General features: G+C 65.1%; 19 protein-coding genes. 12 read left to right on the forward strand and 7 right to left on the reverse strand.

Annotation, left to right across the window (positions count from 1 at the left end; translation table 11 throughout):
* Positions 1–78: 78 nt before the first annotated feature.
* Positions 79–2,616 (reverse strand): penicillin-binding protein 1A, encoded by a 2,538-nt coding sequence (locus ACEQZD_RS07570; protein ID WP_335629212.1) that lies wholly within the window; start codon positions 2,614–2,616, stop codon positions 79–81.
* A gap of 197 nt (positions 2,617–2,813) precedes the next feature.
* On the opposite strand from ACEQZD_RS07570, the gene ACEQZD_RS07575 reads away from it, so the two are divergent.
* From ACEQZD_RS07575 to hemE, 11 genes are all read left to right on the forward strand, one after another.
* Positions 2,814–3,881 carry a pilus assembly protein PilM gene (locus tag ACEQZD_RS07575; protein ID WP_142948257.1) on the forward strand — a complete coding sequence of 356 codons (1,068 nt, stop codon included), beginning with the start codon at positions 2,814–2,816 and terminating at the stop codon, positions 3,879–3,881.
* Positions 3,878–4,477 (forward strand): PilN domain-containing protein, encoded by a 600-nt coding sequence (locus ACEQZD_RS07580; protein WP_142948258.1) that lies wholly within the window; start codon positions 3,878–3,880, stop codon positions 4,475–4,477. The genes ACEQZD_RS07575 and ACEQZD_RS07580 overlap by 4 nt, the downstream gene beginning before the upstream one ends.
* On the forward strand, positions 4,474–5,160 hold the full coding sequence (locus ACEQZD_RS07585; protein WP_142948259.1) for a type 4a pilus biogenesis protein PilO: 687 nt from the start codon (positions 4,474–4,476) through the stop codon (positions 5,158–5,160). The genes ACEQZD_RS07580 and ACEQZD_RS07585 overlap by 4 nt, the downstream gene beginning before the upstream one ends.
* 11 nt (positions 5,161–5,171) lie before the next feature.
* Entirely contained in the window at positions 5,172–5,708 is a 537-nt protein-coding gene (locus tag ACEQZD_RS07590) for a pilus assembly protein PilP (RefSeq protein WP_142948260.1), read from the forward strand.
* Positions 5,709–5,729: 21 nt separating this feature from the next.
* Positions 5,730–7,877 carry a type IV pilus secretin PilQ gene (locus ACEQZD_RS07595; protein ID WP_142948261.1) on the forward strand — a complete coding sequence of 716 codons (2,148 nt, stop codon included), beginning with the start codon at positions 5,730–5,732 and terminating at the stop codon, positions 7,875–7,877.
* Positions 7,874–8,407 carry a shikimate kinase AroK gene (gene aroK / locus ACEQZD_RS07600; protein ID WP_255442310.1) on the forward strand — a complete coding sequence of 178 codons (534 nt, stop codon included), beginning with the start codon at positions 7,874–7,876 and terminating at the stop codon, positions 8,405–8,407. Before ACEQZD_RS07595 ends, aroK begins: the two co-directional genes overlap by 4 nt.
* A 33-nt stretch (positions 8,408–8,440) precedes the next feature.
* Entirely contained in the window at positions 8,441–9,520 is a 1,080-nt protein-coding gene (gene aroB / locus ACEQZD_RS07605) for a 3-dehydroquinate synthase (RefSeq protein WP_142948263.1), read from the forward strand.
* The gene (locus ACEQZD_RS07610; RefSeq protein WP_370184773.1) at positions 9,510–10,973 is read left to right on the forward strand and encodes an SPOR domain-containing protein; all 1,464 of its coding nucleotides are present in this window, start codon (positions 9,510–9,512) and stop codon (positions 10,971–10,973) included. The genes aroB and ACEQZD_RS07610 overlap by 11 nt, the downstream gene beginning before the upstream one ends.
* A gap of 172 nt (positions 10,974–11,145) precedes the next feature.
* Positions 11,146–15,609, forward strand: coding sequence for a glutamate synthase large subunit (gene gltB, locus ACEQZD_RS07615; RefSeq protein WP_142948265.1), 4,464 nt, complete (start codon positions 11,146–11,148; stop codon positions 15,607–15,609).
* A gap of 11 nt (positions 15,610–15,620) precedes the next feature.
* Positions 15,621–17,042 (forward strand): FAD-dependent oxidoreductase, encoded by a 1,422-nt coding sequence (locus ACEQZD_RS07620; RefSeq protein ID WP_194854937.1) that lies wholly within the window; start codon positions 15,621–15,623, stop codon positions 17,040–17,042.
* 5 nt (positions 17,043–17,047) lie between these two features.
* Entirely contained in the window at positions 17,048–18,112 is a 1,065-nt protein-coding gene (hemE, locus tag ACEQZD_RS07625) for a uroporphyrinogen decarboxylase (RefSeq protein WP_370184775.1), read from the forward strand.
* Between the two features lie 181 nt (positions 18,113–18,293).
* Here hemE and ACEQZD_RS07630 read toward each other — a convergent pair whose 3' ends face one another.
* The 6 genes from ACEQZD_RS07630 to ACEQZD_RS07655 form a co-directional block, all read right to left on the reverse strand.
* Complete coding sequence (locus ACEQZD_RS07630) at positions 18,294–18,752, reverse strand: PaaI family thioesterase (protein ID WP_370184777.1); 459 nt, start codon at positions 18,750–18,752, stop codon at positions 18,294–18,296.
* A gap of 99 nt (positions 18,753–18,851) precedes the next feature.
* The gene (locus tag ACEQZD_RS07635) at positions 18,852–19,502 is read right to left on the reverse strand and encodes a hypothetical protein (RefSeq protein WP_335629208.1); all 651 of its coding nucleotides are present in this window, start codon (positions 19,500–19,502) and stop codon (positions 18,852–18,854) included.
* A 6-nt stretch (positions 19,503–19,508) separates the two neighbouring features.
* Positions 19,509–19,853, reverse strand: coding sequence for a 4a-hydroxytetrahydrobiopterin dehydratase (locus tag ACEQZD_RS07640; protein WP_142948270.1), 345 nt, complete (start codon positions 19,851–19,853; stop codon positions 19,509–19,511).
* A 78-nt stretch (positions 19,854–19,931) separates the two neighbouring features.
* Positions 19,932–21,176 carry an acyl-CoA dehydrogenase family protein gene (locus tag ACEQZD_RS07645; RefSeq protein WP_370184779.1) on the reverse strand — a complete coding sequence of 415 codons (1,245 nt, stop codon included), beginning with the start codon at positions 21,174–21,176 and terminating at the stop codon, positions 19,932–19,934.
* Between the two features lie 111 nt (positions 21,177–21,287).
* Positions 21,288–21,971: a 2-phosphosulfolactate phosphatase gene (locus tag ACEQZD_RS07650; protein WP_194854932.1), complete on the reverse strand. Its 684-nt coding sequence runs from the start codon at positions 21,969–21,971 to the stop codon at positions 21,288–21,290.
* Positions 21,972–22,027: 56 nt separating this feature from the next.
* Positions 22,028–22,705 carry a phosphoribosyltransferase family protein gene (locus ACEQZD_RS07655; protein ID WP_370184781.1) on the reverse strand — a complete coding sequence of 226 codons (678 nt, stop codon included), beginning with the start codon at positions 22,703–22,705 and terminating at the stop codon, positions 22,028–22,030.
* 234 nt (positions 22,706–22,939) lie between these two features.
* Between ACEQZD_RS07655 and ACEQZD_RS07660 the strand changes: the two genes are divergently transcribed.
* A partial coding sequence (locus ACEQZD_RS07660; protein WP_370184783.1) for a TonB-dependent siderophore receptor occupies positions 22,940–24,795 on the forward strand: 1,856 nt, incomplete at its 3' end.

Raw genomic sequence — 24,795 nt, forward strand, 5'->3', positions numbered from 1 at the left:
CCGCTCGCTAAGCGCCAATCGAAAAGGGCCGGCATTGCCGGCCCTTTTTTATGCTTCTGTGGGAGCGGCCTCCGCCGCCTAGAAGATCTGTTCCGGCGAGCGGCCGTCGCCGCTGTGCGGCGCTTCCAGCTCCGGCACATTGTCCTCGCGGAAGTATTCGAAGATCGCGGCCTCGTTCTCCGGGCGGGCCTGCAGGCCGCTGTCCGGGTCGATGCGCACCGACACCACGCCCGGCGGCTGCGGCGGCTGGATCTCTTCGACCCCTTCCAGGGCCACGCCCATGTAGTCGATCCAGGTGGGCAGGGCGGCGCGGCCGCCGTACTCGCCGTTACCCAGGGAAGCCGGGTTGTCGAAACCCACCCACACGGTGGCCACCAGCTCCGGTGAATAGCCAGAGAACCAGGCGTCCACCTGGTCATTGGTGGTGCCGGTCTTGCCGGCCAGGTCCGAACGGCCCAGGCGACGGGCGTCGCTGCCGGTGCCGCGCTTGACCACGTCCTGGAGGATGGAATGCATCAGCCAGGCGGTGTTCTCGTCGATCACCCGGGGCGCCATGGTCGGCGGCGGCTGGATCGGCTTGCCGTCGTCGTCGGTTTCCGGCTCCGCGGCGACCTCGCTGTCGGCGGTGACCACCGCGCAGGGGGCTTCACAGCGCTCCACCCGCGGGGCCTTCCAGAGCACCTTGCCGTCCTTGTCCTCGATGCGTTCGATGAACCAGGGGTCCACCCGGTAGCCGCCGTTGGCGAACACCGAGTAGGCGCGGGCGATCTCCAGCGGTGTCACCGAGGCGCTGCCCAGCGCCAACGACAGGTCGCGCTGGAAGCGTTTGGTGGGCAGCCCGAACCGGTCCAGGGTGTTCATGGCCTGGCTGATACCGACCTGACGCAGGATGCGGATCGACACCAGGTTGAGTGAGCGGTAGAGCGCTTCGCGCAGCCGGGTCGGGCCGTAGAAGCGGTCGCTGGCGCCGGTCGGGCGCCAGGCGTCCTTGAGTTTGTCGTCGTCGAACACCAGCGGCGCGTCATTAATAATGGTGGCCGGGGTGAAGCCGCTTTCCAGGGCGGCGGTGTAGATGAAGGGTTTGAACACCGAGCCGGCCTGGCGGCGGGCCTGCAGCGCGCGGTTGAACTTGGACGCATAGAAGCTGTAGCCGCCCTGCATCGCTTCCACGGCGCCGGTGTCCGGGTTCAGCGAGATCAGCGCGGACTGCGCCACCGGCAACTGCGCCAGACGCCAGCTGGGGTCGTCCTCGCCGCCGCCGTCCGGGCGCACGTAGACCACGTCGCCGGGGGCCAGCACGTCGGCGGCGGTTTGCGGCGCTTCGCCCACGTAGCCTTTATTGAGGGCCGGCCGCGCCCAGCGGATGGCATCCCAGTCCAGCACCACCTGCTTGCCGTCGCGCAGCAGTGCCGCCGCCTGGCGATCCCGCACGGCGGTCACCGCGGCGGTGCGCAGCGGGCCGAAATCGGCCTGGTCCTTGAACTGTTCCACCCAGGCGGCCAGGTCCTCGTCGAGTTCGTCGAGCAGGTCCGGCTCTTTCTCCTGGGCCATTTCCGGCTCCGGCTGGTCGGTGTCGGGGGCGGCCTCGGTGTCCCGCTCGGCGGGCCAGCCCAGTTCCGGCAGCTCGCCGGCGTCGATGCGCGCCAGCGGGCCGCGCCAGCCGTGCCGTTCGTCGTAGGCGTGCAGACCCTGGCGCAGGGCGGTGACGGCGGCGTTCTGGCGTTTGCTGTTGAGGGTGGTGATGATGCGCAGGCCCTCGGTGTACAGGTCCGGCTCCACCAGATCCTCCGCCAGTACCCGGGCGACTTCGCCCATGTAGGCGCCTTCCACCTCCGGCCGGGCGGCGTGGTAGCGGGCGGTGACGGGCGCGGCCTGGGCCTGCTTGCGTTGCTCGCTGTCGATGGCGCCGGTCTCTTCCATGCGGAACAGGATCCAGTTGCGGCGCTGGCGGGCCCGCTCCGGGTTGGTGATCGGGTTGTAGGCCGAGGGCGCCTTGGGCAGGCCGGCGATCATCGCCCACTGGGGCAGCGACAGGTCCTTGATCGATTCGCCGTAATAGACCTGGGCGGCGGCTTCCGCGCCGTAGGCCCGGTGGCCCAGGTAAATCTTGTTCAGATACAGCTCGAGGATCTCCTCCTTCTCGAGGATCCGTTCGATCTGGATCGCCAGCACGATCTCGTTGAACTTGCGCAGGAAGCGCTGCTCCCGGTCGAGGAAGAAGTTGCGCGCCACCTGCATGGTGATGGTCGAGCCGCCGGAGCGGATCTCCTGGTAGCGCAACAGCTCCACGGCGGCGCGCAGCAGGCCCTTGGGGTCGACCCCGGGGTGCTCGAAGAAGCGCTCGTCCTCGGCGGCCAGCACCGCCTGGATGAACGGCTCGGGCACCTCCTCATAGGTGATCGGCTCGCGGCGTTTCTCACCGTACTCGGCGATCAGTTTGTGATCGCTGGTGTAGATACGCAGCGGGATCTGATACTCCACCTCGCGGATCGCTCCGGCGGCGGGCAACTGAGGCGCGAGGTATAAGTAGCAGGCGGCGAGGACCAGAAGAGCGCCGCCGGCACCGGCCAGGGCGAGGAGAACGAGGGAGCGGATCCAGACGACGGTAGAGCGCATAAAGTGGCAACTGCTGTGGCGATCAGAAGAAAGGGCTAGCAGACCCGTGAAGCAGGTCATTATACGGTGGAAAGGTTGTTGTGATCTAATATCTGTTCTGTTATTACTTACTCCTAAAGTGATTAGGCATAAGAATCACGTAAGTATATATTTTTGAAGTAAAAACATCTCTAAAACAATCACACGGGACGACGACTGTGCTGCCTTTTCTCAGAAAAAAGGCCCAGACACTGCTGGGGATCGATATCAGTTCCACCGCGGTTAAGTTGCTGGAATTGTCCAGAACGGGGAACCGCTACAAGGTCGAAAGTTACGGCGTCGAACCGCTAACGCCAAACGCCGTGGTGGAAAAGAACATCAATGACGTTGAGGGGGTCGGGGATGTGGTCGCCCGTCTGGTGGGCCGTGCCCGTCCGGGGATCAAGACGTCCGCGGTGGCCGTGCCCGGCTCGGCGACCATCACCAAGGTGATTGAAATGGACGCCTCGCTGAGCGAGGACGACATGGAAAATCAGCTCCGGGTGGAAGCCGATCAGTATATTCCGTTTCCGCTGGACGAGGTCCGCATGGACTTCCAGGTGGTCGGTCCGGTGGAGGACAACCCGGAGCGGGTGGAAGTGCTGGTGGTGGCGTCGCGCACCGAGAACGTGGAAATGCGCGCCGACGCCCTGGAGATCGGCGGGCTGCAGCCCAAGGTGGTGGATGTGGAGGCCTACGCCATGGAGCGGGCCTTTCAGCTGATCCTGCCCGGCCTGCCCAACGCCGAGGAGCTGGATACCGTGGCGGTGTTCGATATCGGCGCCACCATGACCACGCTCAATGTGTTCCACCAGGGGCGCAGCGTCTACACCCGCGAGCAGTTGTTCGGCGGCAAGCAGCTCACCGAGGAAATCCAGCGCCGCTACGGCATCTCCATGGAGGAGGCCGGGCTGGCCAAGAAGACCGGCGAGCTGCCGGAGGACTACGAAAACGAGGTTCTGCAGCCGTTCAAGGACGCCATCGTCCAGCAGATCAACCGCTCCCTGCAGTTCTTCTACGGCTCCACCCAGTTCAACGAAGTGAACTACATCCTGCTCGCCGGCGGTTCCGCCTCGATCGACGGACTGCCCGACCTGATTCAGCAAAAGGTGGGCACCGGATGCTCCCTGGCCAATCCCTTCGCCGATATGGCATTGGCCAACAAGGTTAACGCCAAGGCGCTCGAGAACGACGCGTCAGCGATGATGATCGCCTGTGGCCTGGCCCTGAGGAGCTTCGAGCAATGACAACCATGATTAACCTGCTCCCCTGGCGCGAAGAGCGACGCAAGCAGCGCCAGCATGAGTTCATCGCCATGCTGGCGTTCGCCGCGCTGCTGGCGGGTCTTATTTTCTGGCTCTGGAAGGGCATGGTGGAAGGCCAGATCGCCGACCAGCAGACCCGCAATAACCATATCCAGAGCGAGATCGCCAAACTCGACACCCAGATCAAGGAAATCAACGAGTTGCAGCGCCGCCGTGACCAGCTGGTGGCGCGCATGAAGGTGATTCAGGAGCTGCAGGGCAACCGCCCGACCATCGTCTATGTGTTCGACCAATTGGTGCGCACCCTGCCCGAAGGCGTGTACTACACGCTGGTGGAGCGGACCGGTGACAGCTACCGGATCGAGGGGGTGGCGGAGTCCAACAACCGGATTTCGCGGCTGATGCGTAACCTGGCCGCTTCGGACTGGTTCGTGGAGCCCAACCTGCTCAACGTGAACGCTCTGGACGAGAGCGAGCGCGGCGGCGCCGACGGCGCGGACAGCGCCCAGGCCAACACCTTTGCGCTGACCGTGAAGCAGGGCTCGCCGCGCAGCGATGACGAGGAGGCCGGGCAATGAAAGCATCCGAACTGAAGAACCTGGATGTGCGCGAGCTGATCGACGAGCTCAACAGCCTGGATTTCGAGAACGTCGGCGGCTGGCCGATGCCGGTGAAGATCGGCGCCGCGGTGCTGGTGTTCGGCTTCGTTCTCGGCCTGGGCTATTTCCTGAGCATCAAGGATCTCAATACCCGCCACGAGCAGCTGCAGCGCGAGGAAGTCACGCTGCTGGAAAGCTTCGAGCAGAAGGCGTTCCGCGCCCATAACCTGGACCAGTACCGCCAGCAGCTGGTGGAGCTGGAAGCCAGCTTTGAAACCCTCAAAAGCCAGCTGCCCAAGGACACCGAGGTGCCCGGCCTGCTCGAGGACATCACCCATACCGGTCTCGGCAGTGGCCTGGAATTCGAAACCATCGCCCTGAAGGACGAAATCGAGAAGGAGTTCTACGCGGAGTTGCCCATTGATATCCAGGTGAGCGGCGATTACCACGGTTTCGGTGCTTTCGTGTCCGGGGTGGCGGCGCTGCCGCGCATCGTTACCCTGCATGATTTCAAGATCGTGCCGGTCAAGGAGGAAGCCGGGTCGCGGGGCATGCTGGACATGTCGATCACCGCCAAGACCTACCGTTACGCCGGGGGCGACGACGACGGTGGCGATCAGGGTACGGAGAAGAATAACCGGGCCAAAGGCGGCCGGTCCTGAGGGGAACGAACATGAATGGACGTAAATCCATTGCGTACGGATTGGTGCTGGTGGCGGCCGCCGCGCTGCTGCAGGGCTGCGGTTCCGGTGCCGGCATCAATGAACTGGACGCGCGGATGACGGAGATCAAGGCGCGTCCGAGGGGCCGGATCGAGCCACCGCCGGAATTCAAGCCGATCGCCACCTACGCCTACGCGGCGCATAAACTGCGGGCGCCGTTTTCGCGGCCGGTGGACGAGAAGCTGCTGGAGGTGCCGGAAGGGCGCCCGGTGGAGCCGGATCTGAGCCGGCCCAAGCAATACCTGGAGGGCTTCAGCCTGGACGCGCTGGCCATGGTGGGCACCATCACCAAGCCCAGCAATCCGCTGGAGGCCCTGATCGAAGACCCTACCGGCTCGGTGACCCGGGTACGGGTGGGAAGCTACATGGGTAGGAACTTCGGACGCGTCGTGGAAGTGTCCAGCGACCAGATCGCGCTGGTCGAGATCGTCCCGGATGGACAGGACGGCTGGGTGGAACGCTCCCGAAACATTTCGCTTGCTGAATAACCGCTGCTGGGGATGCCAGTTATGATTATCTTCACATCAACAAAAACAAGGGCTGCGTCCCGGCGTTGGGCGGCATTGCTGCTGATGCTGGTGGGGTTGAGCGCGGCCACCCTGGGGCGAGCGGCGACGGTAACCGACCTGCGCGCCAATACCCTGCCCGGCGACGGCGTGGAAGTGCGCGTGTCCTTCGAGGGCGACGCCCCGGAGGTCAAGGGCTACAGCATCGAGCAACCGGCGCGGGTGGCGCTGGATCTGCTCGACACCCGTAACCAGATCGAGGTGAAAGAGCACAACCTGGGGTCCGGCAACGTGCGCAGCCTGATGGTGCTCGGCGCCAAGGAGCGCACCCGCCTGATCTTCAACCTGGACCAGCTGACCGGCTATAAAACGCGGATCGAAGGCCAGGAGCTGGTGATCACCCTGGGCGCGGACAACGCCACCCCGTCCATGGACCCGGCCAGCGAGACCGTGCAGCGCAAGGTGGCGCCCAGCAGCGCCGGCGTGCGTGATATTGATTTCCGCCGCGGCGACGACGGCGAGGGCCGGGTGCTGGTGGAGCTGGCGGACGACGCCATGCCGGTGGACGTGCGCGAAGAGGGCGGCCGTATCGTCGCCCGTTTCGTCGGCGCCGATGTGGAGGAGGACCTGCTGCGCCGACTGGACGTCAGCGACTTCGCCACCCCGGTGCAGTTCGTCGACACCAAGGAAGTGGACGGCAGCACCGTGATCACGATTGAGCCGGAAGGCAGCTGGGACTACCTGGCCTACCAGGCGGACAACCAGTTCAGCATCAACGTCAAGCCGCTCACCGAGGCCGAGAAGGACCGCCAGCGCCGTGATGCCTTCAAATACACCGGCGAGAAACTGTCGCTGAATTTCCAGGACATCGAAGTGCGCTCGGTGCTGCAGCTGATCGCCGACTTCACCGACCTCAACCTGGTGGCGTCCGACACCGTCAGCGGCAAGATCACCCTGCGGCTGCAGAGCGTGCCCTGGGACCAGGCGCTGGATCTGATCCTCAAGACCAAGGGCCTGGATAAGCGCAAGGTCGGCAACGTGCTGCTGGTGGCGCCGGCGGATGAGATCGCCGCCCGCGAAAAGCAGGAACTGGAGAGCCAGAAACAGCTGGCCTCCCTGGCGCCGCTGCGCACCGAGTACATCAGCATCAACTACGCCCGCGCCGAGGAGCTCAAGACGCTGATCACCTCCCAGGGCGGGGAAGGCTCCGCCCTGGTCAGCGGACGCGGCTCGGTGACCGTGGATCAGCGCACCAACACGCTGATCGTGCAGGACACCGTGGCCAAGCTGCAGGAAATCCGCGGCCTGATTCAGCAGCTCGACATCCCGGTTCAGCAGGTGCTGATCGAAGCCCGGGTGGTGATCGCCAGCACCGACGTGGCCGACGAATTCGGCGTGCGCTGGGGCGGTCTCGCCTACGACGGCGACAGCCTGGTCAACGAAGGCAAGAGCGTGGCGATCTCCGGTCGCCATACCTCCCTGCGTGAGCTGCACTACGCCAACATCGACCGGGAAGACGACGGCTCCCTGGGTGAGTTCGAGGAGTTCGACGAAGAGCAGAACAACGACCTGATCGTCGACATGGGCGTGGCCTCCCAGGAAGCCACCCGCTTCGCGATCGGTTTCACCTCCCTGGATTCCGGCCTGATCGAGCTCGAGCTGTCCGCCCTGGAAGCGGAAGGCCACGGCGAGCTGGTCGCCACGCCCAAGGTTCTGACCGCCGATCAGCAGCCGGCGGTGATCGCCTCCGGTCAGCAGGTGCCCTTCAACGTGGCCACCGCGTCCGGCGCCACCGCGGTGGAGTTCATTGAGGCGGAACTGCGCCTCGAAGTGACCCCGCAGGTGACCCCGGAAGGCGACGTGATCATGCAGCTCAAGGTCAACAACGACTCCCTGGGCACCGACACCAGCGCGCCGACCGTCAACACCAACCGGGTGGAAACCACGGTTCTGGTCAATGACGGCGAAACCGTGGTTTTGGGCGGCATTTTCCAGCAGGAAAAGATAGAATCCACGGTCAAAACCCCCTTCCTGGGTGATATCCCCTGGTTGGGGGCCCTGTTCCGCAAGAAGGTGAACCGTGATAACAAGCAGGAACTGCTGATCTTTATCACGCCTCGCCTGGTGAAAGACGCAATGGCTAGTCGGTGAACCCAAAGGATTCCACGTCTCTGTATCTAGTCGGGCCCATGGGTGCGGGTAAAAGCACCCTGGGCCGACACCTCGCCCAGGTTCTGGGCCGCCCGTTTTACGATTCCGACCGCGTGATCGAAGAGAAAACCGGTGCCGACATCCCCTGGATCTTCGATATGGAAGGCGAGGAGGGGTTTCGACGCCGCGAGCGCGACGTGATCGACGAACTGACCGGCATGGCGGGCATCGTCCTGGCCACCGGCGGCGGCGTGGTCACCCAGGAGGAGAACCGCCGCCACCTCCATGAGCGTGGCTGCGTGGTCTATCTGTGGACGCCGGTGGAGGTGCAACTGGCCCGCACCCGCAACGACCGCAACCGGCCGCTGCTGCAGACCAGCGACCCGGAGGCCCGTCTTCAGGCGCTGTTCCAGGAACGGGATCCGCTCTACCGGGAAGTGGCGCACGGCGTGGTCTCCACCGCTTCCGGTAACCTCAAGAAAGTGACCGATCAGGTACTCGGTTGTCTGGCCGACCACGCCAGCCGATAATGCCCGCACTCCCACTCCGCTTTACGAGGCCGTATGCAGAAGCTTGATGTGTCGCTGGCCGAACGCAGCTACCCCATTTATATCGATCGCGGCCTGCTCGGGCAGGACCTGATCCGCGGCCATGTGCGCGGCAATCAGGTGATGGTGGTCACCAACGAGACCATCGCCCCGCTTTACCTGGACGCGGTCACCCGCGGTCTGGGCGACCTGCAGTGCGACACCCTGATCCTGCCGGACGGTGAGCAGCATAAAACCCTGGCCACGCTGGAGCGTATTTTCGACGCCCTGATGGCCCACCGGCATTCGCGCACCACCACGCTGGTGGCGCTGGGCGGTGGCGTGATCGGCGATATGGTGGGGTTTGCCGCCGCCTGCTACCAGCGCGGCGTGGACTTCATCCAGGTGCCCACCACGCTGCTGGCGCAGGTGGATTCCTCGGTGGGCGGCAAGACCGCCGTCAACCACCCGCGCGGCAAGAACATGATCGGCGCCTTCCATCAGCCGCGCGCGGTGGTGATCGACACCGCCGTGCTCGACACCCTGCCGGAGCGGGAATTCGCCGCCGGCATGGCGGAGGTGATCAAGTACGGCTTGATCCGCGACCCGGAATTCTTCCAGTGGCTGCTGGACAATCAGGCGGCGCTGGCCGCCCGCGACACGGCGCCGGTGGCGGAAGCGATCCTGCGCAGCTGCCGCAACAAGGCCGAGGTGGTGGCCGCCGATGAAACCGAGCAGGGCAACCGCGCGCTGCTTAATCTGGGCCACACCTTCGGCCATGCCATGGAGACCTTTACCGGCTACCGGGACTGGCTGCATGGTGAGGCGGTGTCCGCCGGCATGGTGATGGCGGCGCGCATGTCCCTGGAGCTGGGCTGGCTGAAGCAGGCCGACCTGGACCGGGTGAGCGACAGTCTGGCGGCCTGGAAGCTGCCGGTGACCGCGCCGGAAGGGATGGCGCGGGCGGATTTCAGCGAGCTGATGGCGCTGGATAAAAAGGTACAGAACGGCCGCCTGCGGCTGGTGTTGCTGAACCAAATCGGTGATGCCCTGGTCACAGGCGAATACGACCCGAACGCATTGACGCGAACGCTCGAGGCCTTTTGTGAGAGATGAGGATTTTTTCTACGAGGGCGCCGAGCGCGGCGACCTTCTCGACGCCCTGAACGGCCACGCCCACGACGGCGCCACCACGGTGCTGGAAGGCGAGGCCGGCAGCGGCGTCTCCTCCCTGCTGGGCATGCTCTCCATGTCCCTGGTGGGGGACTTCGAACTGATCCGCCTGGACGGCGCCGAGGAACTGGGCGCCAACGCGGTGGTGGACGCCATGCTGGTGCACTTCGATATCGAGCGCGCCGACCTGGCCGACACCCTCAAACAGACGCTGGCGGACACCAGCCTGGTGATCGTGGTGGACAACGCCCACCTGGCCCCGTCCGAGGCCCTGGCCACCATGGCGTCCCTGAAAACCAAGCTGGGGCAGCGCCTCACCTATGTGTTCGGCGGCGAGCCGGGCAGCGCCGAACACCTGCGCGACGCCGGACTGAACGTGGAGGACGTGCTGGTGCTGCCGCCGCTGGACGCGGACGACGTGGCCTTGTTCGCCGATCAGGGCTTCGCCCTGGCGCTGGACGACCAGGAAGCCCGCGATCTGAGCGACGAGAGCGACGGCCGCATCGCGGCGCTGTTGCCGATGCTGGAGGCAAGAGCCGGCGGCGGTGGCGGCCTGCTGGCCAACAAGCCGGTGCCGTGGCGGCACGGTCTGGCGGTGGGCGCGCTGGTGCTGGTGGTGCTGGTGCTGTGGCTGGCCAGCGGCGGTGACGACGAAGCCGAGCAGGATCAGGTGGTGAGCCTGGACCTGCCCAAGGAGCCGGTGGCCGAGGCACAAGATCCGGCGGAGCCGGCCCCGCAAGCCACGCAAAGCGAGAGTTCGGCACGCAGCGGCGAACGCGGCGACCCGGAAACCACCCGCCGCGCCCTGGCCGAATACCATGATTCCGCCCGCACCTTCGAAGAGGCGGAAAACGTGCCGGAGCAGGTGGCCGCCGAGCCGGCAGCGGAAGACGCGCGCACGCCGCCGGCGCCGGAAGCCCCGGAGCCCGCCGGTGAGCAGGCCGCCACGGCCGACGCTGAGCCCGCCGAGGCCGAACCCGCCGAAACCGCGCCTTCCGAGCCGCGCGCTACCCAAACCAATCCGGAACCCGCCGAAACGGCGCAGGAAGAAACGCCGGACACCGTTTCCAGCGGCGAGCCGCAATTGTCCGGGCTGGACGCCCGCCTCGGTTACCAGCAGGAAGACTGGCTGGCCACCCGCGACGATGGGGAGTGGTTTCTGCAGCTGGTGGCCACCGGCCGGGAAGACGGAGCGCGCGGGGTACTTGACCAGATCGACCGTAACGGCGCCTACTACCGGGCGGAACGGGGTGATGAACGGGTCTACCTGGTGCTGGCGGGCCCCTATCCCAGCCGTGACGCGGCTTTGGCGGCCCGGGACGAACTGCCCGAGGCGCTGCGGCGCGGCGGCCCCTTCCCGCGGGATATGGGCTCGATACGCAACGAATTGCGCTAGAGTTGCCCGCGGCGCGGTCCACCCGGCACTGTGCGGTTTGGACGGTGCCGTCTTCCCGTTTGTGGCTGATCGGCGCAAAGTGTAGAATGCACATCCCTTTTTTGCCGTCGCCGTCTTTTCGACGCCTGTTCCGCCTTCTGTAAGTCTCTGAATTTCAAGAGGAAAGGTTTTGATGCAGCAGAATTCCAAGCTGGTGCGTGGGCTCTATGAGCCCGGAGAATTCCGGGACAACTGTGGTTTCGGCCTGATCTCCCATATGGAGGGCAAGGCCAGCCACGAGCTCCTGCAAACCGCGATCGAAGCACTCACCTGCATGACCCACCGGGGCGGCATTAATGCCGATGGAAAAACCGGTGACGGCTGCGGTCTGTTGCTGAAAAAGCCCGACTCCTTCTTCCGCAAGGTGGCCGGCGAGCAGGGTATCGACCTGCCCGACACCTATGCCGTGGGGATGGTCTTCACCCACCCGGACGCCGAGCGCGCCCGCGCCCAGAAAGCGGTGCTCCAGGAGCAGATGGAAGCTCAGGGCGTCAACGTGCTGGGCTGGCGGGAAGTGCCCACGGATCCGTCCTGCCTGGGCGATCTGGCCAAGCAGTCCCTGCCCGGTTTCCACCAGGTGCTGGTGGCCGCCGAGGGCGACACCGACGACCAGCTCAACCGGCGTCTGTTTTTCGCCCGCCGGCACGCGGAAAAGCGCATCGAAGCGGACGGCTACTTCTACGTCTGCTCCCTGTCCTCGGCGGTGGTCTCCTATAAAGGCCTGATGATGCCGGTGGACCTGCCGGCGTTCTATCCGGATCTCAGCGACGAGACCATGGAAACCGCCATCGTGGTCTTCCACCAGCGGTTCTCCACCAACACCTCGCCGCAGTGGCCGCTGGCCCAGCCGTTCCGGTATCTGGCCCACAATGGCGAGATCAACACCATCCAGGGCAACCGCAACTGGGCGCTGGCGCGGGAGAACAAGTTCGAGAACGAACTGCTGCCCAACCTCAGCGACCTGAGCCCGCTGGTCAACCGCGAAGGGTCCGACTCCTCGAGCATGGACAACATGCTGGAAGTGCTGGTTTCCGGCGGCATGGACCTGTTCCGCGCGGTGCGCATGATGGTGCCGCCGGCCTGGCAGAACGTGGAAACCATGGACGCGGATCTGCGCGCCTTCTACGAATATAACTCCATGCACATGGAGCCGTGGGACGGCCCCGCCGGTCTGGTAATGACCGACGGCCGCCACGCGGTCTGCATGCTCGACCGTAACGGTCTGCGTCCGGCCCGCTGGGTGATCACCAAGAACGGCTTTATCACCCTGTCCTCCGAGATCGGCGTGTACAGCTATCAGCCGGAAGACGTGGTCGCCAAGGGCCGTGTCGGCCCCGGCCAGATTCTCGCCGTGGACATCGAGAAGGGCGAGCTGCTGCACACCAGCGATATCGACAACCGCCTCAAGGTGCGTCACCCCTATCGTCAGTGGCTCAAGGAAAGCGCGCTGCGCATCGAAGCCAACTACGACCACGAAGTGGAGCGCACCGACGACATCGATCCGCAGGATCTGCTGAGCTACCAGAAGTTCTTCCAGATCAGCTTCGAAGAGCGCGATCAGGTGATCCGTCCGCTGGCGGAAGCCGGCCAGGAAGCCACCGGTTCCATGGGCGACGACACCCCCATGGCGGTGCTCAGCGAACGCCAGCGTCCGCTCTACGATTATTTCCGGCAGCAGTTCGCGCAGGTCACCAACCCGCCCATCGACCCGCTCCGCGAAGCGATCGTGATGAGCCTGGAAACCTGCGTCGGTTCCGAACGGAACGTGTTCGAGGAAACCTCCGACCACGCCGACCGGGCGATCCTGTCCACGCCGGTGCTGTCGCATTCCAAGTTCACCAACCTGCTCAAGATCGACCGGCCCGGCTACGCCCACGCCCGTCTGTCGCTGCACTACCAGCCCGACCAGGGTCTGGAAAGCGCGGTCAAGGCGTTGTGCGAGCAGGCCGCCCAGGCGGTGCGCGACGGCAAGATCATCCTGGTGCTGTCCGACCACGGCATTCAGCAGGACCAGCTCACCATCCACGCGCTGATGGCCACCGGCGCGGTGCACCACCACCTGACCGCCTGCGGCCTGCGCAGCGACGCCAACATCGTGGTGGAAACCGCCACCGCCCGCGACGCGCACCACTTCGCGGTGCTGTTCGGCTTCGGCGCCACCGCCGTCTACCCCTACCTCACCTACGACGTGATCGCGGACATGGTGAAAAGCGGGGAGCTGATCGGTGACCCGGTGGAGCTGCAGAAGAATTTCCGCAAGGGCATCAACAAAGGCCTGATGAAGATCCTCTCCAAGATGGGGATCTCCACCATCACCTCCTACCGTGGCGCCCAGCTGTTCGAAGCCGTGGGTGTCGCCAGCGACGTGGTGGACCTGTGTTTCCGCGGCGTGCAGAGCCGCATCGAGGGCGCCGGTTTCGAGGACTTCGAGAACGACCAGAAGATCATCGCCAAGGACGCCTGGAAGCAGCGCAAGCCGATCGATCCGGGCGGTGTGCTCAAGTACATCCACGGCAAGGAATACCACGCCTTCAACCCGGACGTGATCCATGCCCTGCACCGGGCCACCCAGGACGGCGACTACGACGCGTACAAGGAGTACGCGGCGCTGGTCAACGACCGCCCCATCGCCACCCTGCGTGACCTGCTGCACGTGCGCCAGGATGTGCCCGCCATCGACCTGGACGAGGTCGAGCCGATCGAGAACATCCTGCCGCGCTTCGACTCCGCCGGCATGTCCCTGGGCGCGCTCAGCCCGGAGGCCCATGAGGCCATCGCCACGGCGATGAACCGCCTCGGTGGCCGCTCCAACTCCGGTGAGGGCGGCGAAGACCCGGCCCGCTTCGGTACCGAGCGGGTGTCCAAGATCAAGCAGATCGCCTCCGGCCGTTTCGGCGTGACCCCGCATTACCTGGTCAACGCCGAAGTGCTGCAGATCAAGGTGGCCCAGGGCGCCAAGCCCGGCGAGGGCGGCCAGCTGCCCGGCGGCAAGGTGAACGCGCTGATCGCCCGCCTGCGGCATTCGGTGCCCGGCGTGACGCTGATCTCTCCGCCGCCGCACCACGACATCTACTCCATCGAGGACCTGGCGCAGCTGATCTTCGACCTCAAGCAGGTCAACCCGGCGGCCCAGGTGTCGGTGAAGCTGGTGTCCGAGCCCGGTGTCGGCACGGTGGCGTCCGGCGTGGCCAAGGCCTACGCCGACCTGATCACCATCTCCGGCTACGACGGCGGCACCGCGGCCAGCCCGCTCACCTCGATCCGCTACGCCGGCTCCCCCTGGGAGCTGGGGCTGTCCGAGGCGCACCAGGCGCTGCGCGCCAACGACCTGCGCGACAAGATCCGCCTGCAGACCGACGGCGGCCTGAAGACCGGCCTGGACGTGATCAAGGCGGCCATTCTCGGCGCCGAGTCGTTCGGCTTCGGCACCGTGCCGATGGTGGTGCTGGGCTGTAAGTACCTGCGTATCTGTCACCTGAACAACTGCGCCACCGGCGTGGCGACCCAGCGTGAGGATCTGCGTCAGGAGCACTTTATCGGCGCCCCGGAACTGCTGATCAACTACTTCACCTTCGTGGCGCGGGAAGTGCGTGAACTGCTCGCGGCGCTGGGTGTGAAGAGCCTGCCGGACCTGATCGGCCGCACCGATCTGCTCGAGCGCATCGAAGGCAACACCGACAAGCAGAAGCGTCTGGATCTGACGCCCATGCTGCGCAACGACCACATCGCCGCGGACAAGCCGACCCACTGTCAGGTGGAGCGCAACGAGCCGTTCGACAAGGGCACGCTCAACCGCAAGATGGTGGAGGAAATGCGCACCGCCGTGGAGAACAAGTCCGGCGGCTCGTTCCACTACACCATCACCAACTGCGACCGCTCCGTGGGCGCCACCGTGTCCGGCGAAATCGCCAAGCACCACGGCAACCTGGGCATGGACCACGCGCCGATCCGGGCGCGCTTCACCGGCACCGCCGGGCAGAGCTTCGGGGTGTTCAACGCCGGCGGTCTGCACCTGTACCTGGAAGGCGACGCCAACGATTACGTCGGCAAGGGCATGGCCGGGGGTAAGGTGGTGATCCGTCCGCCCAAGGGCAGCCCGTTCAAGACCCAGGACACCGCGATCATCGGTAACACCTGCCTGTACGGCGCCACCGGCGGCAAGCTGTTCGCCTCCGGCACCGCCGGCGAGCGTTTCGGGGTGCGTAACTCCGGCGTGCACGCCGTGGTGGAAGGCTCCGGCGATCACTGCTGTGAGTACATGACCGGCGGCTGCGTCACCGTTCTGGGCCGCACCGGGCATAACTTCGGTGCCGGCATGACCGGCGGCTTCGCCTATGTGCTGGACGAAGACAACGATTTCTTCGACCGGGTGAACCCGGAACTGATCGAGCTGCACCGCATCAGCTCCGAGGCCACCGAATCCCACCGCAGCCATCTGCGCCACGTGATCCATGAATTCGTGGAAGAGACCGGCAGCGAATGGGGCCAGTACATTCTTGATAATTTCGATGCCATGAGCCGTAAATTCTGGCTGGTTAAGCCCAAGGCGGCCAGCCTGGAAGATCTGCTCAAAAGCACGCGTGCGAATCCGGCATAACGGGGAACAACATGGCTGAACGTTTAAACAACCATTTCCAGTTTCTTGATGTCCCCCGGGTGGACCCGAAGAAAAAGGACATCGAGCAGCGCAAGGACCGCTACGAGGAAATCTACTACCCGTATGAAACCCGGGAAGTGGAACACCAGGCGCATCGCTGTCTGCATTGCGGCAACCCGTACTGCGAGTGGAAGTGCCCGGTGCACAACTACATCCCCAACTGGTTGAAGCTGATCAGCGAAGGCAACCTGATGGAAGCGGTGGAGCTGGCGCACCAGACCAACTCCCTGCCGGAAGTGTGCGGCCGCGTTTGCCCGCAGGACCGTCTCTGTGAAGGCGCCTGCACGCTCAACGACGGCTTCGGCGCGGTGACCATCGGCGCCACCGAGAAGTACATCGCCGACACGGCGCTGGCCATGGGCTGGCGCCCGGACATGTCCAAGGTGGTGTGGACCGACAAGCGGGTGGCGGTGATCGGCGCCGGCCCGGCCGGCATCGGCTGCGCCGATGTGCTGGTGCGCAACGGCGTCAAGCCGGTGGTGTTCGACCGTTATCCGGAAATCGGCGGCCTGCTGACCTTCGGCATCCCCGAGTTCAAGCTGGAAAAGCCGGTGATGACCAAGCGCCGCGAAGTGTTTGAGGGCATGGGCATCGAGTTCCGCCTCAACACCGATGTCGGCACCGACGTGACCATCGACGAACTGCTGGAAGAGTTCGACGCGGTGTTCATGGGCATGGGCACCTACACCTACATGAAAGGCGGTTTCCCCGGTGAGGATCTGGACGGCGTGCACGAAGCGCTGCCGTTCCTGGTCGCCAACGCCAACCGCAACCTGGGCTTTGAAAAGGATCCGGCGGACTTCATCGACGTGAGCAACAAGCGCGTGGTGGTGCTGGGTGGCGGCGACACCGCCATGGACTGCAACCGCACCTCGATCCGCCAGGGCGCCGACAGCGTGGTCTGCGCCTACCGCCGCGACGAGGAAAACATGCCCGGCTCCCGCCGCGAAGTGGCCAACGCCAAGGAAGAGGGCGTGCAGTTCCTGTTCAACCGCCAGCCCATCGAGGTGGTCGGTGAAAACGGCAAGGTGGTGGGCGTGAAAGTGGTGGAGACCAAACTCGGCGAGCCCGATAACAACGGCCGTCGTCGTCCGGAGCCGATTCCCGACAGTGAGGAAGTGCTGCCCGCCGACGCGGTGATCGTGGCGTTCGGTTTCCGTCCCAGTCCGTCCGACTGGTTCGACGCCAAGAACGTGGTCACCGACGACGCCGGCCGCGTCACCGCCGTGGAGAAGCAGACCTTCCCGTTCCAGACCAGTAACGAGAAGATCTTCGCCGGCGGCGACATGGTGCGCGGCTCCGACCTGGTGGTGACCGCCATCTGGGAAGGCCGCGAAGCCGCCAAAGGCATCCTCGATTACCTGGACGTTTGAATTTTATGGTGCACGCGCCGCTGAAGAATGACCGCTTGTTGAAAGCCCTGGCCCGCCAGCCGGTGGACCGTACGCCGATCTGGATGATGCGCCAGGCCGGTCGTTATTTGCCGGAGTACCGGGCCACCCGGGAGCAGGCCGGGTCCTTCATGGACCTGTGCCGCAACGCGGAACTGGCCTGCGAGGTGACGCTGCAGCCGCTGGAGCGTTACCCGCTGGACGCGGCGATTCTGTTTTCCGACATTCTCACCATTCCCGACGCCATGGGGCTGGGTTTGTACTTCGAGCCCGGCGAGGGTCCCAAATTCCGCAAGACGGTGCGCCCCGAGCAGGAGATCGCCGCGCTGCCGGTACCGGACGCGGAAGCGGACCTGGATTACGTGATGCGCGCGGTGAGCACCATCCGCCGCGCGTTGAACGGGCGGGTGCCGTTGATCGGCTTCTCCGGCAGCCCCTGGACGCTCGCCACCTATATGGTGGAAGGCGGGCCCAGCAAGGATTTCCGCCATCTCAAGGGGATGGTCTACAACCGGCCGGAACTGGCCCACGCGCTGCTCGACAAGCTGGCTCTGGCGGTGACCGATTATCTGAACGCCCAGATCCGCCACGGCGCCCAGGTGGTGCAGATCTTCGATACCTGGGGCGGCGCTCTGTCCGCGGAGGCCTATCAGACGTTTTCGCTGCGCTATATGCAGCGCATCGTCGACGGGCTGGAGCCGGACGCCGAGGGCCGCAAGGTGCCGGTGATCCTGTTCACCAAGAACGGCGGACTGTGGCTGGAATCCATGGCGGATACCGGCTGTGACGCCCTGGGCCTGGACTGGACCATCAACATCGGCGAGGCGCGCCGCCGCGTCGGCGACCGGGTGGCGCTGCAGGGCAATATGGATCCGGCGGTGCTGTACGCTTCACCGGCGGCGATTCGCGCCGAGGTGGCGCGCATCCTCGATGACTTCGGCGATCACCCGGGGCACATCTTTAATCTGGGGCACGGCATTACGCCGGAAGTGGACCCGGAGCACGCCAAGGTATTTATCGAAGCGGTGGTGGAGCTGGGCGAGCGTAAATGAAAAGCGCGGCCCGAAGGCCGCGCGAGATTTCCAGACTCTCATGTCGGAAACGCACCCCCGGGCTCCGTGCCTCATCGGAGTGCGATTTCAGGCTAGCCCCGACGAACAAAGCCTGTCAATACGCCTTTGCGAAAGCGGCAACGAATTGCGGATGTCGCTTTGACCCTTCACCTGTACCGCTTCAGCTGCCGATTTTGCGCAGCTGATAGACGTTATGCGTGAGCGCCACCACTTCCCCTTTTTCGTCCTTGATCTCGGTATCCCATTCAAAATCGCATTTGCCGTTGGCGTCCGCCTCGGCCTGGATGCGTTCGATTTCCTCGTCGGTGATGCGTACTTCCACGGTCACATCGGTGGCGGCCGGGCGACGGAAACGGATCCGCATGTCCTTAACGATCGGGTAGAAGCGCCGCGTGTCGAACGACGACATATAGATCACGCCGCCGGGCAGCTCCGCGATGGTGTACAGGGCGCCCGCGTACATGATGCCGACGTGGTTCAGGTTGGGCGCCAGCGGCATCATCATCTTGCAGTAGCCACGGTCCACGTCCACGGTCCGGGCGCCGCAGCGTTCCACGAACGGAAAGGTTTTATCGGACGCCGCTTTGATTTGTTCTTTTTGCTCTTCGCTTAAAGCCATGGGTCTCTCCTGATTGCCGTGACCCATGCTAGCAAAGGGCGTGGGCGGGGCGGCTGTCGCGAAGCGACAGCCGGGTGATGCTTCCGGTCACCGTAAGGTTCAGGACAGGGGCCGGATATCCGCTTCGGGGAAGTCGAGGTGGAAGTCCGGCAGGTACAGAGAGCCGCGTCCGCGTCCGTACTGCAACTGCGGAAAATCCTTACCGTTGCCCCAGGCATCGCTCAGGCTGGCAACGCCCAGGCGGCCCCGCACCGAGGGCGCGAAGACGAATTGCCGGTTGTCGCGCACCTGGCCCAGCCGGCGCCAGCGCTCGGGCAGCCAGGGTCCGAGTACGGGTAGGGCGGGACCGCGCCGCTTCAGGGTCAGACCGGCGATGTCCCGGTCCTGGTAGCGCACGGTCACGCTGTCGCCGTAGCGGGTTCGCTCGACCCGGAAGGAGGCCACGCGCTTGTCCAGGCCCCAGTTGCGGTTGCCGTTGCGGGCGCTGTCTTCGCTGGACACATAGATGCGGCCGATCGACCAGCGCCGGTGACCGTCCGGAAAGCGACAGGGCCCGGGCATGAACAACAACTCCCGATACGGCCCCACCTCTGAACGCTGGTAATCCACGAACATGACCACCCCGAGGCGGCCGGTCGCCGGGCCGAGTGCTTCGGCGGTGCCGCCTTGCGGCCGACGCAGGGCATCGGGCATCGCCAGGGCGCACACGTAGGCGTGCCCTCTCAGCGTCCAGGGAGCGGGTGCGTCCATTCGACCTCAGGTCCTTTTGTCGAACAGCGCGTCGGTCTTCGCCGCGCAGATGAAGTCGTTACGGTGCAGACCGCCGATCTTATGGGTCCACCAGGTCACCGTGACCTTGCCGTATTCGGTGAGCAGGGCAGGGTGGTGCCCCTCCTCTTCGGCCAGGTCGCCGACCTGGTTGGTGAACGCGAGAGCCTGGGCGAAGTCCTTGAACTTGAACTGGCGCTGCAGTTTCTCTTCGCCGTCTTCCTCCACCTGTTTCCAGTCCGGAATCTCGCCGCGCAGCTTGCCCGCCTCCTCATCGCTGATACGGGGCGCGTCGGCGCGGCAGGCTTCGCAATGCTGTTGCTGTAGTGCCATGGGGAATCCTCCTTGTTGCTGGCAGCTTCAAGGCTACAAGCTTCCAGCGGCAAGCTCCAAGCCTGCCGCTTGCGCCGCTCAGCCTCTGCCCAGCAGGTCCCGGGCGATGGCGATGATCTGCATCTCGTCGGTGCCGGCGTAGATCTGCAGGATCTTGGCGTCGCGCATCAGCTGCTCCACGCGGGATTCGCGCATGTAGCCGTAGCCGCCGTGCACCTGGACCGCCTCGGTGGACACCTCCATGGCGGTCTGGGCGGCGTACAGTTTCATCGCCGAGGCCTCCGCCAGGCTCATCTGCTTGCCGGCGGCGGTCATCTCGATATAGCGGAACACCATGTTCTGCAGGTTGGCGCGCGCCACTTCCATCTTCGCCAGCTTCAGCTGAATCAACTGGTTGTCGCCGATCGGGCGGCCGAACTGGGCGCGGTCACGGGCGTAGGCGGTGGACAGTTCCAGCGCGCGCTCCACCATCCCCAGGGCCATGGCGGCCACGCCGGCGCGTTCCTGCATGAAGGTGGCCTTGGCGCCGGAGCGGCCGTAGCCGGTCTCGCTGCCGCCGAGCAGGCGGTCGGCGCCCACCTTCAGGTCACTGAAGAACAGCTCGCCGGTGGGCGACGAGCCGATGCCCATCTTCTTGAACGGCTTGGACTGCTCCAGGCCTTCCATGCCGGCGTCGAGAATAAAGGACACGATCTTGCGGTCCTTGGGTTCCACGCCTTCCTCATCCAGCTTGCAGATCAGCACGATGGTGTCGGCGTAGGGGCCGTTGGTGATCCAGGTCTTGCTGCCGTTGATGATGTAGCCGCCGTTGCCGTCGCGCTTCGCCAGGGTCTTCATCTGGCCGAAGGCGTCGGAGCCGGAGTTGGGCTCGGAGATCGCCCAGGCGCCCACTTTCTCCAGGGTCAGCAGCGGCAGCGCCCAGCGCTCTTTCTGTTCGATGGTGCCCTTGCTCATGATGGCGCCGCCGGTGAGCCCCATGGACACGCCCATGGCGGTCACCAGCCCCTGGGCGTGGCGGCTCAGCTCGATGATCGGGATCATGGTCATCGCCGCCTGATCGCCGGCGCCCTCGGAGGGGCCGTCCTTCTTCTTGGTGGGGGCGTCCTCGCCGTTTTCGGCGGCGGCTTTCTCGCGGGCGATCTGCTTCTCGTAGTTCTGCGTCGCCATCACGTCCATGCCGAAGGTTTTGATCATCTTGCGCAGGATGTCGTAGGGCGGTACGCCGTTGTATTCGATATCGTCCAGGTTGGGCACCACTTCCTTGGCCACGAAGTCGCGCACCATCTTCTGGATCATCTGCTGTTGTTCGTTCCACTCGATCATGACGGTTCCAATCAATGAGTTAAGGAGCCTCTGAAAAAACTCCCTGGGACGCTATCAGGCGCCCGCCGGGCCGTCATTGATCAAGGGGAGCGGCGGAGTTGATGGAAAAGGTCAGGAGGCGCGTCGGATCACGTCGATGCGCGGCACCGGCTCGTAGGTCACGCCCATGATCAGGGCGTCCGGGCCGGCGCTGGAGGCGGCCATGTCGATGTCCTGGGGGCGCAGGCGCGGGTGGCTGCCGTCCAGGAATTTCTTCGCCGCGAAGGCATTGCGGGTGCGCTCGCGGGCCTGCTCCAGGCTGATGCCCTCGCCGCCCAGCAGGCCACGGATGTATTCCGCGCAGGCCACGTCCTCGTCGCCGGTGGGGTGGGACGCCACCAGCACCACGGTGTCCGGGTTCTGTTCGCGGATGTAGTTGGCGGTGGCTTCGGCATTGATCAGCGCGCCGACCAGCACCTGGCGGCTGTCGCGGGCGCGCAGGGTGGCGGCCACGCCGTTGGTGGTGCGCATGATCAGATAGCGGCCGCGCACATCGGTGTGGCGTATTTCCCAGGGCGAGTTGCCGTGGTCGAAGCCGTCGATGGGCAGCGCCTGCACTTCACCCACCAGCAGGCCTTCCCGGTAGTCTTCGCGCAGCCGGAAGGCGTCGTCGGCGCTGGACACCGGGTAGATATGGCTGGCGCCGCCCAGAAACGCTTCGTGACTGGTGGTGAAGGCGCGGATCACATCGATGATCACGGTGATGCCGTTGATGTTGTGCGGCGGGTTATGCCCTTGGGCGATGCTGATTTTCATGGGCGCGACCGTTTGCGTAACGAAGCGGACATTATGACGGACGTTCGCCGCCGGTGTCAGCGTTCGCTGTTCAATGTTCTCGCCAGGGCCCAGACGCGCACTTCCTCGGCGCCGCCTTCCAGCAGGGCACGGCTGGCGGCGCGGGCGGAGGTGCCGGTGGTCATCACGTCGTCGATCAGCAGAATCCGGCGGTAGCGGGCGTCGGGCCGCGCCACGAAGGCGTGGCGCAGGTTGCGTACCCGTTCCGCGCGCCCCCGCCCCTGTTGGTGGCCGGTGGGCCGGTGGCGCAACAGCAGAGGCGCCACCGGGCGCCGCCAGTGGCGGGCCAGTATCAGCGCCAGCCGCTCCGCCTGGTCGAAGCCTCTCGCCAGCCGCCGCCGCCAGTGGGCGGGCAGGGGGCAGAGCACCTCGGCGTCCGGCCAGGGCAGCGGCTGCTCACGCAGCAAGGGTTCCAGGGCCCGTTCCGCCGGCAGGCAGCCCTTGTGTTTGTAGGCGTTGATCAGCCGGTCCAGCGGAAACTGATAGACCCAGTGGCAGTAGGTACTGGTGAACGGCGGCGGCCGCTGCAGGCAGCGTCCGCACAGCCCCCCTTGCTCGGTGCCGGGCAGCCCGCAGCGGCAGAGCGGGTCGTACAGGGCGCCGCAGTCACGCAGCTCGCCGGCGCACAACCGGCAAAGGCCCTGCGGGCTGCGCCGGCCGCACAGCAGGCAGGGTTCGGCAAGGTCGAACAACATCCGTGTCCTCCGTCTTCCTTGGTGTCGGGTGCCATCATCATCGGCGCGGCGGCCGGGCCCTGCCCAGCCGACATCGACCCAAAGCCGTGTAGGCCATGGCTGGAAATCCGGTAAGCCAAGCAGCAACAGGTTCACGTATTTTTGACATGAAGATAAGAATGGTTATCATTGCCGCCCAGTGACGTAGCCAGGTCCACCCCAGCCATCGTCGAAAACACCAACTGGGGGACTGCTATGTCTGCGTTACGTTTTACCCGCCTCTCCATCTGTCTGATCCTGGCCGGTAGCGCCAACCTGTACGCCGCCGACGACGATACCGATGACACCCACGAGCTGGACGCCGTCGACGTGGTCGGCGCTTCGGTGGACGGCTATGACGCCGGCATGATCACGGAAGGGTCCGGCAGCTACACCAGCGGCGCCAGCAACACCGCCACCCGCATGGTGCTCTCGCCCCGGGAAACGCCCCAGTCGGTGACCGTGATCACCCGCGAGCAGATGGAAGACTTCGACCTCAACAGCGTCGCCGAGGTGATGCAGCGGACCCCCGGCGTCACCGTCAACGCCCAGGACACCGAACGGCTCACCTTCAGCGCCCGCGGCTTCGAGATCACCAATTTTCTCTATGACGGCATGCCGTCCATGCGCAGCAGCACCCTGGGCAAGCAGAGCGCCCACGCGGACACCTTTATCTACGACCGCATCGAAGTGCTGCGCGGCGCCAGCGGCCTGCTGCACGGCATCGGCAACCCGTCCGCCACCATCAACCTGGTGCGCAAGAAACCCACCCGGGAATTCGCCGGCCAGGCGGGACTTTCAGCCAACAGCTGGGACGGCTACCGGGGCGAGCTGGACCTGGGCGGCCCGCTGACCGAAGACGGCCGGGTACGCGGCCGCTTCGTCACCGCTTACCAGCAGGGCGAGTCTTTTCTCGATCATTACGAGAATGAAAAGCAGGTGTTCTACGGCGTTATCGAGGCGGACCTGTCCGAGGACACCATGATCACCCTGGGCGTGGATTCCATGGACTACGACCCGGAAGGCTCCACCTGGGGCGGCGTGCCGCTGTTCTACAGCGACGGCGGCATCGCCGATCTGGACCGGGACACCAACCCGGCCACCGACTGGAGCAGCTGGGCCCAGGAAGCCCGCACCGCCTTCGTCAATCTGGAGCACCAGTTCCAGGGCGGCTGGTACGGCAAGCTCGCCTACACCTACCAGGAAAACAACTACGACGCGGAACTTGCTTCCGCCGGCGGCGGCAGTCTGAACCGTGACGGCAGTGGTATGGCGCTCTGGTCCGGCCGTTATTGGGAAGAAAAGAAGCAGAATACCTTCGATCTGTACGCTAACGGGCCCTTCGAATTGTTCGGCCGCCACCACGAGTTGATCGTCGGCGCCAGCCATTCCAATTCGAAACGTGATTACACCGGTCAACCGTCGGTGAATTTCGATAATAGCCTGGACAATCTGTTCACCTGGGACGGCAACCGGGCCAAGCCTGCCTGGGGAGATATCAACGCCAACGAAAACGAGCGCATCGAACAAACCGGGTTTTATGCCACGGCCCGCTTCAAGCCCACGGATGCGCTCGCTGTGATCACCGGTGGCCGAGTGGTGCATTGGGACCGGACCCTCGACGGATTCAATTGGACCGGACCTTTGGACGAGCACCATCAGGAAAATGGCGAGGTGGTGCCTTTCCTGGGCGTGGTCTACGACCTTACCGAGCGGCACTCGGTGTACGCCAGCTACACCAGCATCTTCCAGCCCCAGACCGTGCGGGATCTGAACAATCAGGTATTGGAGCCGGAAGAGGGCAACAGTTATGAAGCTGGCCTGAAGAGCGAATTTCGCGGTGGCCGACTTAACACCAGCGTGGCGGTGTTCCGCGTCGACCAGGATAACCTGGCCGAGGGCACAGGGCAGCCTCTTCCCGGCCCTGATGCGCCACCTAATTCCCAGGCCTACCGGGCCGTGGACGGCGCCCAGACCAACGGCTTCGAGCTGACCGCCTCCGGCGAGATCCTGCCGCGCTGGCAGATGCTGGCCGGCTACACCCACCGGGTCACCGAGGACCCGGACGGGGA

This window comes from Alloalcanivorax sp. (genome assembly GCF_964221125.1).
Lineage (GTDB): Bacteria > Pseudomonadota > Gammaproteobacteria > Pseudomonadales > Alcanivoracaceae > Alloalcanivorax > Alloalcanivorax venustensis.